Raw genomic sequence first — 15583 nt, 5'->3', positions numbered from 1 at the left:
GCGCAGCGTGTTGGCGGACTGATCAGGCGCGCGGGGCGAGGCCGCCGATCAATATATCAACCATCGCGTTGGCGATCTCGCTGGGGGTCAATGGCCCGTCCGGCGCATGCCAGCGGCCCGGCCAGTTGAGCGCACCCGCCAGGGTGAAGGCCGTCATCCGCACATCGACCGGTGCGATCGAGCCATCGGCGATCCCGTCCTCAATCAGCGCCCGGATCGACAGGTCGATCGCCCGCTTGCGCGCACGAAATAGCGCCGCGCCTTCGGGGGAGAGAAATTCGTCGCCGGTGCGCACCACGCATCGACCGAAATCATCCATCATCACCAGCGCATAGCTGCGCAGGACACTGCGTAGTCGGGCGAGGCCATCGCCGGGCTGGGCGCGGGCCGTATCGGCGGCGGCGCTGAGCAATTCCAGCCCGCGCGTCACGCATTCGATCAGCACCTGCTCCTTATTGCCCAGATAATGATAGATGGTCGGCTTGCTGATCCCCAGGCTCGCCGCGACATCATCGAGCGACGTCGCGTGAAAACCGCGTGCGTTGAACATCCGCACTGCTGCACGCAGCACGGCTTCGCGCTTTTCCTCGCGGTCACGCTCGCGCTCTTCGCGCGATCGGAAGGGGGAGGGGGCGGCATTGGGCAGAGGCAAGCTATTCTCCTTACGGCTCCACCCTTGACAAGAAACCTGCGGATAATCAATATACCGACGAGTATATAGGAGACGAATGGGTTTTATGCTGACGGAAATTCAGACGGCCATTCGCGATACGGTGCGCAGTTTCGCGCAGGAAACCATCCGTCCGCATAGCATGCGCTTCGAAGCGGAGGGCGGCTATCCGCCTGAGCTGTTCGAGGAGATGGCAGGCCTCGGCCTGTGGGGCATGACGGCGCCGGAAAGCTATGGCGGGGCGGAGGCGGACGCGGTGTCCTACGCGCTGGCGCTGATCGAACTGGCGGCGGCGGACGGGGCACTGTCCACCATCGTTTCTATCCAGAATAGCATCCTCGTGTCCGGCCTGCTCAAGGATGGTAGCGAGGCGCAGAAGGCGCGCTTCCTGCCCGACCTGATTGGGGGGCGGATCATCGGTGCCTTTGCCCTGACTGAGGCCGATGCCGGATCGGATGCGTCCGCCGTGCGCACCCGCGCGACCAAGGTCGATGGCGGCTGGCGCATTAATGGCTCCAAACAGTTCATCACGTCGGGCAAGATCGCCGGACTGGTAATGGTCGCCGCCGTGACAGATCCCGATGCGGGCAAGAAAGGTCTGTCCGTGTTCATCGTGCCGACCGACCGACCCGGTTTCAGCGTCGACAAGGTCGAGCATAAGTTGGGGCAGGGCGCGTCGGACACCTGCGCGCTGCGGTTCGATGATATGTTCGTCGAGGATGATCTGCTGATCGGCCAGCCGGGGCAGGGCTATCGCATTGCGCTTGCCAATCTGGAGACGGGCCGCATCGGCATCGCCGCGCAATGCGTCGGCATGGCGCAGGCGGCAATGGACATCGCGGTCGCCTATGCCAAGGAACGCCGGAGTTTCGGCAAGCCCATCATGGAGCATCAGGCGGTGGGCTTCCGCCTTGCTGACCTCGCCACCCGGCTGGAGGCGGCGCGGCAGCTGGTGCTGAACGCCGCACGGGTGAAGGATGCGGGCCTGCCCTGCCTGACCGAAGCGTCGATGGCCAAGCTGTTCGCGTCGGAAGCCGCCGAACAGATCGTATCGGGCGCGCTCCAGACGCTGGGTGGCTATGGCTATCTGGAAGAATATGGCGTCGCCAAAATCTATCGCGATGTGCGCGTGTGCCAAATTTACGAGGGCACATCGGACATCCAGCGCATGGTCATCGCGCGCAGTCTTTGAAAGGAATTGATATGCAGGACGATCCGGTAGTTATCGCCAGCTATGCCCGCACGCCGATGGGCGGGTTTCAGGGTGCCTTGTCGGGCCTCAAGGCCACCGAACTGGGCGCGGCGGCAGTCAAGGCCGCGGTCGAGCGGGCGGGCGTTTCGGTCGATGCGGTCGATCGCATCTATATGGGGTGCGTCCTGCCAGCCGGACTGGGGCAGGCGCCGGCGCGGCAAGCGGCATTGGGTGCGGGGCTTGGCCTCAACACCGAAGCCACCACCGTCAACAAGATGTGCGGATCGGGGATGCAGGCCGCGATCATGGCGCATGAAGCGCTGGCATCCGGCGCGGTGGATGTCGTGATTGCAGGCGGGATGGAGAGCATGACCAATGCGCCTTATGCCCTGCCCAAGCATCGTGGCGGGGCGCGGATCGGCCATGACCGGATCATCGACACGATGATGATGGACGGGCTGGAAGATGCCTATGAGCCGGGCAAGGCGATGGGTGTGTTCGCCGAGGAAGCGGTGCGCGATTATCAGTTCACGCGGCAGGATCAGGATGATTATGCCATCCGCTCGCTCGAACGCGCCAATGCGGCGATCGGCAGCGGTGTTTTCGTGCGCGAGATTACGCCGGTGACGGTCAGGGGCCGGGGCGGCGACACGATCGTCGATACCGACGAACAACCGGGCAAGGCACGGCCGGACAAGATTCCCGGCCTCAAGCCCGCTTTCGTCAAGGATGGCACGATCACGGCGGCCAATGCCTCGTCCATTTCGGACGGTGCGGCAGCGTTGGTGATGACGCGGCAGAGCGTCGCGGACAAGCAAGGCATGAAGGTTGTCGCCCGCGTGGTCGCGACCGCAGGGCACGCGCATGAGCCATCGAAATTCACGACCGCACCGGTTCCGGCAATGCGCAAGCTGCTGGAAAAGGCAGGCTGGTCGGTGGACGATGTCGATCTATTCGAGGTCAACGAAGCCTTTGCCGTCGTCGCGATGATCGCCGCCAAGGAATTGGGCATTCCGGCGGAGAAGCTGAACGTCAATGGCGGCGCTACGGCGCTTGGCCATCCGATCGGCGCATCGGGCGCGCGCATCGTCGCGACGTTGATCGGGGCGCTGGAAACGCGCGGGTTGAAGCGCGGCGTCGCCAGCCTGTGCATCGGTGGTGGTGAAGCGACGGCGATGGCGATCGAGCTGGTCTGATAGTTTAGGGGTTGGTTGTTATGGATATCAAAGGTTTGGCCGCCATTGTTACGGGCGGCGCTTCGGGGCTTGGCCGGGCGACCGCGACGATGCTGGCGGCGCAGGGCGCGAAGGTTGCGATCTTCGACTTGAACGAAGAAGCGGGCAAGGCCGTCGCGGCGGAACTGGGCGGGGTCTATGTCTCGGTGAATGTCGCCGATGATGCCAGCGTCGCGGCCGGTTTGGACACGGCGGAGGCCGCGCATGGCGTAGCGCGCATCCTGGTCAACTGCGCGGGGATCGCACCTGCGGTCAAGACGGTGGGCAAGGAGAATGCGCCGCATCCGCTCGATACGTTTGCCAAGACGGTGACCGTCAACCTCATCGGCACATTCAACGTCATTTCCAAATTCTCGGCGCGGCTGGCCGCGGCCGAGGAGATTGACGGCGAGCGTGGTGTTATCGTCAACACCGCATCGGTCGCGGCCTATGACGGGCAGATCGGACAGGCAGCATACAGCGCGTCGAAGGGCGGCGTCGTCGGGATGACATTGCCGATCGCGCGTGACCTGGCGCAACATAAGATTCGCGTCATGACGATCGCGCCGGGCATTTTCTTGACGCCGATGCTCGAAGCCTTCCCGCAGCATGTGCAGGATGCATTGGGCGCGCAGGTGCCGCATCCCAGTCGCCTGGGCAAACCGGCCGAATATGCGCAACTGGTGGAGTCCATCGTCCGCAACCCGATGCTGAACGGCGATGTCATCCGCCTGGACGGTGCAATCCGCATGGCGCCGCGCTGATGGACGGGATCGCCTTTACGGTCGAGGACGGCATCGGGCGGATCACGCTTGACCGGCCAGAGGCAGGCAACGCCATCACTTTGCCGCTGGCGCGCGCGCTGCTGGCGGCCGCGATCCGGTGCCAAACCGACGCGGCGATCCGCTGTATCGTCCTGACCGGCAATGGGCGGTTATTCTGCGCAGGCGGCGATGTGCAATTGCTGGCCGGTGCGGGCGACAAGCGATCGGAAGTGCTGAGCGAATTGATCGCAACCTTTCATGCCGCCGTCGCCCGGCTGGCGCGCGCGCCCAAGCCGCTGGTCACATTGGTCAACGGCCCGGCGGCGGGCGCGGGGTTCAGCCTGGCGATGCTGGGTGACGTGGTAATCGGCGCGCGGTCGGCGCATTTTACCGCCGCTTATGGCGCGATCGGCCTGACGCCGGACGGGGGCCTTAGCTGGTTGCTGCCGCGTCTGGTGGGGTTGCGCAAGGCGCAGGACATCATCCTGACCAACCGCCGGATCAAGGCGGAGGAGGCCGAGGCGATCGGGCTGGTCACGCGGATCGTCGATGACGAAGCGCTGGTCGACGAAGGCCTGCGCGTCGCCACCGCGCTGGCCGATGCGCCGATGGCGGCGCTGGCCGCCAGCCGCGCGCTGCTGGCCGACAGTTTCGAGACCGGGTTGGAGACGCAGCTGGACCGCGAATTGCGGAGCATGGCGGCGGCAGGCGCGGGACAGGAAAGTGAAGAGGGGCTAAGCGCATTGCTTGCAAAACGCCCCGCCAATTTTAGGGGAGTTTGAGACCATGGCCGACGCCTATATCGTAGAAGCCGTCCGTACCGCCGGTGGCCGCGCCCGCAAGGGCGGCCTGATCGACGTGCATCCCGCCGATCTGGGCGCGACCATCCTCAATGCGCTGGTCGATCGCACGGGCGTCGATCCCGCTGCGATCGAGGATGTCATCGTCGGCTGCGTCAGTCAGGCAGGCGAACAGGCCTTTGCCTTTGGCCGCAACCTCGTGCTGGCGTCGAAGCTGCCCGACAGCGTGCCCGCCGTCACCATCGACCGGCAATGCGGTTCCTCGCAACAGGCGCTGCATTTCGCGGCGCAGGCGATCATGTCCGGTACGCAGGATCTGGTGATTGCCGCGGGCGCGGAAAGCATGACGCGGGTGCCGATGGGTTCCAACTATCAGCTTCACGCGGCGGCGGGCGTCGGCATCGGGCCATGGCCCAAGAGCATCCAGAACCGCTATGGTGTGGCCGAGTTCAGCCAGTTCCATGGCGCGCAGATGATCGCCAACAAATATGGCTTCACCCGTGAGGATATGGACGCTTTTGCGCTAGCCAGCCATGCCAAGGCGGCCGCCGCGATCGACAGCGGTGCGTTCAAGGGCGAGATCGTCGGCGTGGGGACGCCCGAAGGCCTGTTCGACACCGATGACGGCGTGCGCCGCGGCGGCACGATGGAGGCGATGGCCAGCGTCAAGACGCTGGAGGAAGGCGGCACCATCACCGCAGCCAATGCCAGCCAGATGACCGATGGCGCTTCGGGGGTGCTGGTGGCGAGCGAGGCAGCGATCAAGCGCTTCAACCTCAAGCCCATTGCGCGCATCGTCAACCTGACGGTGACGGCGGGTGACCCGGTGATCATGCTGGAGGAGCCGATTCCGGCGACCCGGCGCGCGTTCGAGCGGTCGGGCCTCAGCCTCAACGACATCGACCTGTTCGAAGTGAACGAAGCCTTTGCCGCGATCCCGATGGCATGGCTCAAGGCGATCGGCGCGGACCCGGCGAAGCTCAACGTTCATGGTGGCGCGATCGCGCTCGGCCATCCGCTGGGCGCCAGTGGCACCAAGCTGATGACCACGCTGATCCATGCCCTGCGCGCCAAGGGCAAGCGCTATGGCTTGCAGACGATGTGCGAAGGCGGGGGCGTTGCCAATGTGACGATCGTGGAAGCGCTGTAATGGGGATCAGGACGCGCTTTACAGACCTGTGCGGGATCGAGCATCCGATCGTGCAGGGCGGCATGATGTGGGTCGGCCAGGCGGAACTGGCCGCGGCCGTCTCCAATGCCGGTGGCTTGGGCATATTGACCGCGCTGACCCAGCCGACGCCCGACGATCTGCGGCGCGAAATCGATCGCTGCCGTGCGATGACCGACAAGCCGTTCGGCGTGAACCTCACCATATTGCCGTCGGTCAGTCCGCCGCCTTATGCGGAATATCGCAAGGCGATCATCGATAGCGGGGTCAAGATCGTCGAGACGGCGGGGCATAAGCCGCAGGAGCATGTCGACGATTTCAAGGCGCACGGCGTCATCGTCGTGCATAAATGCACGGCCGTCCGTCATGCTCTATCGGCGCAGCGGATGTGCGTGGATGCGATCTCGATCGACGGGTTCGAATGTGCGGGGCATCCGGGCGAGGATGATATTCCGGGGCTGATCCTGATCCCGGCGGCGGCCGACAAGCTGACGATCCCGATGATCGCGAGTGGCGGCTTCGGCGACGGGCGCGGTCTTGCCGCCGCGCTGGCGCTGGGGGCGGACGGCATCAACATGGGCACGCGCTTCTGCGCGACGGTGGAAGCGCCGATCCATGACAATGTGAAGCAGTTTCTGGTCGATAATGACGAGCGGGGCACGAACCTGATCTTCCGCAAATTCCACAATACGGGGCGCGTCGCCAAGAATAGCGTGTCGGATCAGGTGGTCGAGATATCGTCGCGCGACGGCGCGGAGTTTCAGGACATCCAGCCGCTCGTATCGGGCGCGAAGGGGCGGGTTGCGCTGGAAACGGGCGATCTGGACGCGGGGCTGGTCTGGGCCGGGCAGGTCCAAGGCCTGATCCACGACATCCCGACCTGCGACGCGCTGGTGAAGCGCATCGTGGCGGATGCCGAGGCGATCATCCGCGGTCGGTTGAGCGAGATGCTGAGCGGCGAACGGGTCGCCGCCTGAGCGTCACTGTTCGATCAGCAGGGCGGCGAATGGCGGCAGGCTGGCCGACGATGCTCCGTTGACGGCGCTCAGGATGCGACCTGACCCGTCAACGCCAGCGGGCCAGTCCATGGCCTCGCGCGACAGGTTGAAGATGCAGAGCAAAGACTGGTCGCCGCTGGTCCGGCGGAAGGCGAGGCAGGCGGTGTCGGCAACCAGGATGGCGAGCGCACCATGGCGTAGCGCCGGGTTGGTCTTGCGCAGCGTCAGCATGTTGCGGGTGAAGGTGAGGAGGGATTCGGGGTCGGCCTCCTGCGCGTCCACGGCGAGAGCGAGATGATCGTCGCCATGGGGCAGCCAGGGTTCGACGCTGGAAAAGCCCGCCTGTATGGCATCGGCCGACCAAGGCAGCGGCGTGCGCGCGCCATCGCGCGACAGGGTGAGCGGCCAGTTGGCGATCGCTTCGGGGTCTTGCAATCGCTCGAAGGGGATGTCGACCTGGGTGATGCCCAGTTCCTCGCCCTGATAGAGGATGGCGTTGCCGCGCAGCGCCATCAGCAGAACCATCTTCATGCGCGCAAAGGCAGGCCGATCTTCGGGCGCGCACCAGCGCGACAGCGCGCGCGGCGCGTCGTGATTCTCGAACGCCCAGCTGGGCCAGCCCATGCCCGGCTCGTCCGGCCATTGGTCGACCGTCTCCGCCACTAGCGCTGGCGTGAGCGCGGGCGCGTAGAGGAAGGTGAAGCCATAGGCGCTGTTGAGGCGATGATCGCCGGCGGTAAAGGCCTTCATTTCGTGCTCGGCGAGTGCGCCGCCCACTTCGGCGACCGTGAAGATCGCACCATAGGCGTCGCATAGTGCGCGGATGCGTTCCACGAAGGGGACGATGGCGTGATGCGACTGGCTGTAGCGTTTGATCTGGAAATCAAAAGGCCGGGTGCGGGGGCTGCCATCATCGGGCGCGGGAGGATTGTCGCGGAAATCGGGATCGTGCATCGCGTGGTTGAGCGCATCGAGGCGGAAGCCATCGACGCCGCGGTCCAGCCAGAAGCGCATGACGTCCAGCAACGCATCCTGAACCATCGGGTTATGGACGTTGAGCTGCGGCTGGCTGGCCAGGAACTGGTGCATATAATATTGACCGCGCCGCGCGTCCCAGGTCCAGGCCGGGCCGCCGAATACCGATTGCCAATTATTGGGCGGGCTGCCGTCGGCCTTGGGATCGGCCCAGACATACCAGTCGGCCTTGGCATTGGTGCGGTCGGCGCGGCTCTGCACGAACCAGTCGTGGAGGTCGGAACTATGGGCATAGACCTGATCGATCGTGACCTTCAAGCCCAGCGCATGGGCGCGGGCGATGAGCGCGTCGAAATCGGCGAGCGTGCCGAAGACCGGATCGACGCCGCAATAATCGGCGATATCATAGCCAAAATCGCGCATCGGCGAGGTGAAGAAGGGCGATATCCAGATCGCGTCCACGCCCAATTTGGCGACATGCTCCAATCGCTGGGTGATGCCGTTCAGGTCACCCACGCCGTCATGATTGCTGTCCTGAAAGCTGCGCGGATAAATCTGGTAGATCACCGCGCCCTTCCACCAGGGCTGATCGGTCTGCGGGGACGCTGCTGTCATGGCTGGCCTTTTCGGGTCAGGGATTGGCGGTGGACGAAAATATCGACTCACTCTTGCATGCCGGACGGGAGAGGTGAAGCCTGCGCATATCGTCGGCAGAATGCAGGACCCTCACAATGGCTATCACCATCACCGCTTTTGCCCAATCGCCCGATCGCGGCCGGGGGCTGGCACGCGATATGGGGGTCAGATGGGCCTTGGAGGAAGTGGGCCAGCCTTATGCGGTTCGCTTGTTGTCCTTTGCGGCGATGAAGGAAGCCCCGCATCAGTCGCTGCATCCGTTCGGGCAAATCCCGACCTATGAGGAAGGAGATTTGAGGCTGTTCGAATCCGGCGCGATCGTCCTCCACATCGCACAGCAGCATCCCGGCCTGTTGCCGGACGATGACATCGCGCGAGGGCGGGCCATCAGTTGGATGTTCGCGGCGCTCAGCACGGTGGAGCCCCCGATCCTCCATCGCGAAAGCGCCATGTTCACTGAACGCGACAAGCCTTGGCATGTTGAACGTCTGCAGATGATGGACGATCAGACTCGCCACCGTCTCGACGCCCTGTCAAAGCATTTGGATGATGCGGAATGGCTTGATGGTGCGTTCAGCGCGGGCGATTTGCTGATGGTCACTGTGCTGCGTCGGCTGACCATATCCGGCCTGCTGACCGCCTATCCCAATCTATGTACCTATGTCGCTCGTGGCGAGGCGCGCCCGGCCTTTAAGCACGCCTTCGCCGATCAGTTGGCGGTTTTCGCGCAGTCATCATAGAGGCAGCCGACCGCTGTGCGCAAAGCATGGATCAGCAAGTGATTCGCCGAGTCGCAATCAGTCATCGCCCATCACAACGCCACAGGGTATCGATCAATTCCCCTACGGAAAGCGTTGCATTGCGCTACGGATGCAATTTTTGCAATCGCACATGATGCTTTCGCACTTGCAGCAAAACGCCATTGGGGCGAAAACAAACTCGCCTTTCAGGCATCCTCTCCTAAAACTTTTACGGGCTGGTCTTCGGATCGGCCCTTTTTTTGTCTTGTGGCGCTTCATCCTCCGGCCCTGCAGGATCGATGCAGACAGTTTTGGCCGAGTCGCGCCAGACGACCCCGACTTCGAGATAGGCTTCGAGTTCGCGCCAATGGCGGTCCCAGCCCGGTCCCCGCCTGGCGACGGGCACTTCCTGCTCCACCATCTGGCGGGCGCGGGTGATCGGGTTGGCAGGCCGCTGGCCGATCCGCTCGACAATGTCGCGCAGCTCTTGCGGGCGGTCCTTGCTCATGGCTCTGCTTTCCTCCGCCGCGCTATCGCCCGTGCCATGGCGCGGGAAAGGCGGAGAGGCAAGGGCGAAGAAGCGGGGTTCAGCGGCGCTGCGGCGCAGCATCCTTAGGCGAGCGCGGTGCCCGCGCACTGATGATCAACTGATTGAGGCGCAGTTCATCCTGCGCACCGGCGGCACATTGCCGACAAAACCAATCCAGATACCGCGCCAATAACAGCATGGTCTCTCTCCATTTATCTTATGGAGAAAGCATATCATAAATGGAAGGCGTGGGAAGAGGTTACTGATCCGCGCCGATCACGCGATAGAGCAGGATGCGGTTGGTGAGCAGAGCGAGGTCGGTGGCGATCGCCGACTGGCGCGCGGCATAGAGCGTGCGCTGGCTGGTGAGCGTCGTGAGGAAGGTATCGATACCGGCGCGATAGCGGTCTTCGGACAGGGCATAGGCCCGTTGACTGGCGATCACCAGGCGACGCTGGGCCGCCTGTTGCGCATCGATCGTGCCGTCACGGGCCAGGGCATCGGCGACTTCCCTGAAAGCGGTCTGGATCGCGCCCTCATATTGCGCCAGCATCATGTCGCGCTGCGCCTTGCTAAAGTCGATATTGCCGCGCACGGGGCCGCCGAAGATCGGCAGGCTCGCCGAGGGCGCGGCCGACCAGGCAAAGGCATCGCCGGTAAACAGCGAGGACAGGGCCGAACTGGCAACGCCGATCGCCGAGGTCAGGCTGATCCGCGGAAACATCGCCGCACGCGCTGCGCCGATATCGGCATTGGCGGCCATGAGCTGATGTTCGGCCTGCAGCACATCGGGGCGCTGGAGCAGGATGTCGGAGGTCAGCCCGGCGGGCACCTTGGCGATGCCCGTGATCAGGCTGTCGAGCGAGGCGGGCAGCAGCGATTCCTCGACGGGCGCGCCAGCCAGCAGGTCGATCGCATTACGGTCCTGCGCCACTTGCGTCACATTGGAGGCGACATCGGAAGCGGCCTGTTCGACCGTGGTTTGCGCCTGATAGACGTCCAGCTTGCCGGTCAACCCGGTGCCGTTCAGCGAACTCACAAGGTCGAGCGTGCGCTGTGCGCTGGCGAGCGTTTGGCGCGAAACGGTGAGCAATTCCTGGTCGGCGGCCAGCGTCGCATAGGCGGTCGCGGTCTCGGCAATGAGCGCGATGCGGGCGGCCCGCGCGCCTTCCTGCGTTGCCAGATAGGATTGCAGCGCGGATTCCGACAGGTTGCGCAGCCGTCCGAACAGATCGATTTCGAACGCACCAAAGCCGATGTCGGCGCTATAGCTGTTTTGCTGTGCGTCATTGCGTCGGCTGAAGGTCGCGCCGGCGTCGCCGGTGATCGTCGGCAACTGGCTGGCGCGCTGGATGCGATATTGGGCGCGGGCGGCCTGCACATTGGCCAGCGTCGCGCGCAGGTCGCGATTATTGGTGAGTGCGCGCGCGATCACCGCCTGGAGTTTGGCATCGCCGACCAATTGCGTCCAGGGAAGCCCCGCCGCGCCCGCCTGCGCCGGGGCATAGGCTTCGCCCGTGGGCAGGGCCGCTGGAACCGGCGCAGCGGGGCGGACATAGGTCGGGGCCATGTTGCACCCCGCCAGCGTCAGCGCGCTGGTCAGCAGAAGGAGCGAGCGGGTCATGCGGGCAATCCTGCGTCCGGGGCGGGGCTTGGCGGCGGGGCTTTGGCCTTGGCCTTGCTGTCGAACAGCCGTGCGATGGTGACGAAGAAGAGCGGGACATAGAAGATCGCCAGCAATGTGGCGGTCAACATGCCGCCGACGACGGCGGTGCCGATCGCGACCCGGCTCTGCGCGCCAGCACCGGTGGCGATGGCGAGCGGAATGACGCCCGCGATGAAGGCCAGCGAGGTCATCAGGATCGGGCGGAAGCGCAGCCTCGCGGCTTCGATCGCTGCCGAGAGTGGGTCTTTGCCCTGTCGATGTGCGAGTTCGGCAAATTCCACGATCAGGATGGCGTTCTTGGCGGCAAGCCCCATGGTGGTGAGCAAGCCCACTTGGAAGAAGATATTATTCTCCAGCCCCCGCGCCCACACCGCGATCACGGCGCCGACAAGGCCAAGCGGCACCACCAGCAGCACCGCGATCGGGATCGACCAGCTTTCATACAAGGCAGCAAGGCAGAGGAAGACGACCAGCACCGACAGGCCGTACAGCAGCGGCGCCTGACCACCCGACAATTGTTCCTGATAGGATAGGCCGCTCCAGGCATAGCTGGTGCCTGCGGGAAGCTGTTGCTGTAGCTCAACGATGCGGTCCATCGCTTCGCCCGAACTGGCGCCTGCCGCCGCCTGTCCCTGCAATTCATAGGAGGACTGGCCGTTGAAGCGCGCCAGCGTGGACGGCCCCATCGTCCAGCGCGTGGTGGCAAAGGCGGAGAAGGGCACCATTTCGCCGGTGGATGCGGATCGCACCATCCAGTTGTCCAGATCGGTCGGCAGCGCGCGATAGGGGGCGTCGGCCTGCATGAAGACGCGCTTCACCCGGCCGCGATCCACGAAATCATTGATGTAGCGGCTGCCCCAGGCGGCGCTGAGGACCGAGTCCACATCGCTCTGACTCAGACCCAGGACGGCGAGCTTTTCGGAATCCACATCGATCTTGAGCTGCGGCGTATCTTCCAGCGCGGCAGCGCGCACGCCTGCGAGTAGCGGGTCTTTCGCGGCGGCGGCGATCAACTGGTTGCGCAGTTCCAGAAAGCGGTCGCGGCTTAACCCACCGGTGTTGAGCAGTTGAAAGGAGAAGCCATTGGATTGGCCGAGGCCGCGAATGGCGGGCGGCGTCATCGCCAGCACCCTGGCATCGCGAATGGCCGATAATTGCTTGTTGGCGCGCTCGGCAATGCCGCCCGCGCTGTTCACCGCACCCTTGCGGTCTTCCCAGGGCGCAAGGTTGATGAAACCCTGCGCGACATTCTCGCCCTGACCTTGAAAACTGAACCCCGTCAAGATGAAGGTGAAAGCGACATTGTCCTTCTCGTCATTCAGAAAGTAATTTTGTACCTGCGCGGCCGTTTCGGTCGTGCGGCTGGACTTGGCACCGGCGGGCAGCGTGAGTTGCACCATCACCTGGCCCTGATCCTCGACGGGCAGGAAGCTGGAGGGGAGGCGCACGAACAGCAGGGCGAGGATGCCAAGGATGACGACATAGCCGACCCAGAACAGCTTGCGGCGTCCCAGCATCTGTTCGGTGCGGCGGATATAGCCGTTGGTCAGCCGATCGAACCCGCGGTTGAACTTGCCCGACCAGCCATGATTGCGCCGTTCGTCATGCACGGGTTTGAGCAAAGTGGCGCAGAGCGCGGGCGAGAGAATGAGCGCCACCACGACCGAGAGCAGCATGGACGAGACGATGGTGATGGAGAATTGGCGATAGATGACGCCGGTCGATCCGCCGAAGAAAGCCATGGGCAAGAGGACCGCCGACAGGACAAGGCCGATGCCGACCAGCGCGCTGCCGATCTCCTCCATCGACTTGATCGTCGCGTCGCGGGGGGAAAGCCCCTCTTCCTCCATGATCCGCTCGACATTCTCGACCACGACGATGGCGTCATCGACCAGCAGGCCGATCGACAACACCATGCCGAACAAAGTGAGCGTGTTGATGGAATAGCCGAATAGCGCCAGCACGCCGAAGGTGCCGAGCAGCACGACGGGCACCGCAATGGTGGGGATAAGGGTCGCGCGCCAGCTCTGCAGGAAGACGAACATGACCACGACGACCAGCAAGACAGCCTCGATCAGCGTCTTGATGACTTCGTTGACGGACAGTTTGATGAACGGCGTCGTATCGCGCGGGTACACCAGTTTATAGCCATGGGGCAGGTTTTGCGCCAATTGATCGACCCTGGCCTTCACCAGTTCGGCGGTCTTGAGCGCGTCGGCACCGGGCGCGAGTTGCAGCGCCATGCCGGTTGCGGGATGGCCGTTCAGCCGCGCGGACGTAGTGTAGCTTTCATTGCCCAATTCCACCCGCGCGACGTCGGACAAATGCACGATCGACCCGTCGCGCTGCGTCTTGACGACGATGTTGCGGAATTGCTCAGGCGTTTCCAGCCGCGATCGGGCGGTCACCGTGGCATTGATCTGCTGCCCGGCGGGTGCGGGGTCGGCACCGATCTGCCCGGCGGACACTTCGACATTCTGCGCCGATATCGCGCTCTGCACGTCCGAGGGCATCAGCTTGACGGCGGCGAGCTTATAGGGATCGAGCCAGACGCGCATGGCATATTGCGACCCGAATATCTGGGTCGCGCCAATGCCTTCGATCCGCGCGATCGGATCCTGGAAATTATTGACCAGATAGTCTGAAATATCGGCCTGCGTTGCCAGGTCGTTTTCGTCATAGAGGCCGACCAGCATCAGGAAGTCGGTCTGCTGCTTGGTGACGGTCAATCCCTGCTGCTGCACCGGATTGGGCAGGCGGCTGAGCGCCTGTTGCACGCGGTTCTGCACCTGCACCTGCGCGGTGTCAGGGTCGGTGCCCTTCTGGAAGGTTACGGTGATCTGCGACCGGCCCGTTGCGGACGATGAGGACGAGAAATACATCAGCCCGTCAATGCCGGTCAGCTGCTGTTCGATGACCTGGGTAACGGCGGTTTCGACGGTGTCGGCCGATGCGCCGGGATAGGTCGCACTGATGCCGACGCCGGGCGGCGCAATGTCGGGATATTGGGCGATGGGCAGCGAAAACATCGCCCCCAGCCCCGCCAACATGATGCCAATGGCGATGACCCAGGCAAAGATCGGCCGTTCGATGAAATAGCGACTGAGCATGGCTTATTTCGATGCCGCGACGGGCTTGACGACATCGTCGGGCTGGACCTTGCCCGTGCCTTCGACGATCAGCCTGTCGCCGGCTTTCAACCCCTTGGTGATCAGCCATTTGTCGCCGATCGCCTGCCCCGCCGTCACGGTGCGGCGCTCGACCTTGTTCGCGCTGTTCACCACCAGGGCGGTGGCATTGCCCTTGGGATCGCGCGTGATGCCCTGTTGCGGCGCCAGGATCGCGCCCGGCACGACCGATTGCGGGGCGACGACGCGCACGAACATGCCGGGCATCAACAGCCCGTCGGGATTGGGGAAGCGCGCACGCAGCGTCACCGTGCCGCTGTTGACGTCAACAATCGGTTCGGCGAACGCGATCACCCCCTCCTGCGGATAGTCGCTGCCATCCTCCAGTTTCAGGCGAATAGTCGCGCTGGCGGGCAGCGTCTGGCCCGACGCCAGCGACCGGCGCAGCGCGAGCAACTGGGTGCTGGACTGGGTGACATCGACATAGATCGGATCAAGCTGCTGGATCGTCGTCAGCGGATCGGCCTGGCTGGCGGTCACCAGCGCGCCCGGCGTGAACAGCGTGCGGCCGATACGCCCGCTGATCGGCGCACGGACCAGGGTGAATTGCAGGTTGACGTTGCTGGTCTGCAGGCTGGCGCGGGCCTGCTGCACGGCGGCGCTGGCCTGCCGCGCGGTGGCGGTGACATCGTCACGATCCTGCGCGCTGACGGCTTCGCTGTCACCCAGCGATGTGTAGCGGCGCGCCCTGGCCTGCGCCGCCATCTGCGTCGCCTGCGCGCTCGCCAGCGCTGCCTGCGCTTCGTCGCGGGAGGCACGATAGAGGCGTTCGTCAATCTGATAGAGCGGCTGCCCGGCGGTCACCATCGCGCCTTCTGTGAACAGGCGTTTCTGAATCAGGCCAGCAACCTGGGGCCGGACTTCCGACATCATCGCCGACACGGTGCGGCCAGGCAGTTCGCTCGCCACCGTGACATTTTGCGTCGTCAGGGTGACGACCCCCACTTCGACCGGGCCTTTTTGCGGGGGCTTGGGTTCAGCGCAGGCGGCGATCAATATGCAGAGCGCCAGAGGCACGGTGCGAAAAGGCGAGGGCATAGAGT

The 15583-nt window shown here is 64.2% G+C and carries 14 protein-coding genes; 7 read left to right on the top strand and 7 right to left on the bottom strand.

The window, feature by feature from the left end:
- Positions 1 to 22: 22 nt before the first annotated feature.
- The gene (locus tag IL54_RS23545) at positions 23 to 652 is read right to left on the bottom strand and encodes a TetR/AcrR family transcriptional regulator (RefSeq protein ID WP_076605624.1); all 630 of its coding nucleotides are present in this window, start codon (positions 650 to 652) and stop codon (positions 23 to 25) included.
- An 85-nt stretch (positions 653 to 737) separates the two neighbouring features.
- Here IL54_RS23545 and IL54_RS21940 point away from each other — a divergent pair, with 85 nt between their 5' ends.
- The 6 genes from IL54_RS21940 to IL54_RS21915 are packed head-to-tail and all read left to right on the top strand — an operon-like array spanning position 738 to position 6785.
- The gene (locus IL54_RS21940; protein ID WP_037480831.1) at positions 738 to 1862 is read left to right on the top strand and encodes an acyl-CoA dehydrogenase family protein; all 1125 of its coding nucleotides are present in this window, start codon (positions 738 to 740) and stop codon (positions 1860 to 1862) included.
- A gap of 11 nt (positions 1863 to 1873) precedes the next feature.
- Positions 1874 to 3058, top strand: a complete 1185-nt coding sequence (locus IL54_RS21935) for an acetyl-CoA C-acyltransferase (RefSeq protein ID WP_037480468.1) — start codon at positions 1874 to 1876, stop codon at positions 3056 to 3058.
- A gap of 20 nt (positions 3059 to 3078) precedes the next feature.
- Positions 3079 to 3840 (top strand): 3-hydroxyacyl-CoA dehydrogenase, encoded by a 762-nt coding sequence (locus tag IL54_RS21930; RefSeq protein WP_037480465.1) that lies wholly within the window; start codon positions 3079 to 3081, stop codon positions 3838 to 3840.
- Positions 3840 to 4622, top strand: a complete 783-nt coding sequence (locus IL54_RS21925) for an enoyl-CoA hydratase/isomerase family protein (protein WP_037480462.1) — start codon at positions 3840 to 3842, stop codon at positions 4620 to 4622. Before IL54_RS21930 ends, IL54_RS21925 begins: the two co-directional genes overlap by 1 nt.
- A gap of 4 nt (positions 4623 to 4626) precedes the next feature.
- Positions 4627 to 5790 carry an acetyl-CoA C-acetyltransferase gene (locus IL54_RS21920; RefSeq protein ID WP_037480459.1) on the top strand — a complete coding sequence of 388 codons (1164 nt, stop codon included), beginning with the start codon at positions 4627 to 4629 and terminating at the stop codon, positions 5788 to 5790.
- On the top strand, positions 5790 to 6785 hold the full coding sequence (locus IL54_RS21915; RefSeq protein WP_037480456.1) for an NAD(P)H-dependent flavin oxidoreductase: 996 nt from the start codon (positions 5790 to 5792) through the stop codon (positions 6783 to 6785). The genes IL54_RS21920 and IL54_RS21915 overlap by 1 nt, the downstream gene beginning before the upstream one ends.
- Before the next feature lie 3 nt (positions 6786 to 6788).
- Here IL54_RS21915 and IL54_RS21910 read toward each other — a convergent pair whose 3' ends face one another.
- Positions 6789 to 8396, bottom strand: a complete 1608-nt coding sequence (locus IL54_RS21910; protein WP_037480453.1) for an alpha-glucosidase — start codon at positions 8394 to 8396, stop codon at positions 6789 to 6791.
- Positions 8397 to 8512: 116 nt separating this feature from the next.
- On the opposite strand from IL54_RS21910, the gene IL54_RS21905 reads away from it, so the two are divergent.
- Positions 8513 to 9157, top strand: coding sequence for a glutathione S-transferase family protein (locus IL54_RS21905; protein WP_037480450.1), 645 nt, complete (start codon positions 8513 to 8515; stop codon positions 9155 to 9157).
- Between the two features lie 229 nt (positions 9158 to 9386).
- Here the strand turns inward: IL54_RS21905 and IL54_RS21900 are convergent, their stop codons facing one another.
- The 5 genes from IL54_RS21900 to IL54_RS21885 all read right to left on the bottom strand — a co-directional run bounded on the left by IL54_RS21900 (position 9387) and on the right by IL54_RS21885 (position 15578).
- Positions 9387 to 9665: a hypothetical protein gene (locus tag IL54_RS21900; RefSeq protein WP_052027855.1), complete on the bottom strand. Its 279-nt coding sequence runs from the start codon at positions 9663 to 9665 to the stop codon at positions 9387 to 9389.
- 79 nt (positions 9666 to 9744) lie between these two features.
- Positions 9745 to 9885, bottom strand: coding sequence for a hypothetical protein (locus IL54_RS25155; RefSeq protein ID WP_193378922.1), 141 nt, complete (start codon positions 9883 to 9885; stop codon positions 9745 to 9747).
- Positions 9886 to 9945: 60 nt separating this feature from the next.
- Positions 9946 to 11310: an efflux transporter outer membrane subunit gene (locus IL54_RS21895; protein ID WP_037480447.1), complete on the bottom strand. Its 1365-nt coding sequence runs from the start codon at positions 11308 to 11310 to the stop codon at positions 9946 to 9948.
- Entirely contained in the window at positions 11307 to 14462 is a 3156-nt protein-coding gene (locus tag IL54_RS21890) for an efflux RND transporter permease subunit (RefSeq protein WP_037480445.1), read from the bottom strand. The genes IL54_RS21895 and IL54_RS21890 overlap by 4 nt, the downstream gene beginning before the upstream one ends.
- A gap of 3 nt (positions 14463 to 14465) precedes the next feature.
- Positions 14466 to 15578 carry an efflux RND transporter periplasmic adaptor subunit gene (locus IL54_RS21885; RefSeq protein WP_081913183.1) on the bottom strand — a complete coding sequence of 371 codons (1113 nt, stop codon included), beginning with the start codon at positions 15576 to 15578 and terminating at the stop codon, positions 14466 to 14468.
- Positions 15579 to 15583: the final 5 nt, after the last annotated feature.

This window comes from Sphingobium sp. ba1 (assembly GCF_000743655.1).
Lineage (GTDB): Bacteria > Pseudomonadota > Alphaproteobacteria > Sphingomonadales > Sphingomonadaceae > Sphingobium.
The sequence above is the reverse complement of the archived record's forward strand: the minus strand, read 5'-3'. Positions and strand labels throughout refer to the sequence as shown.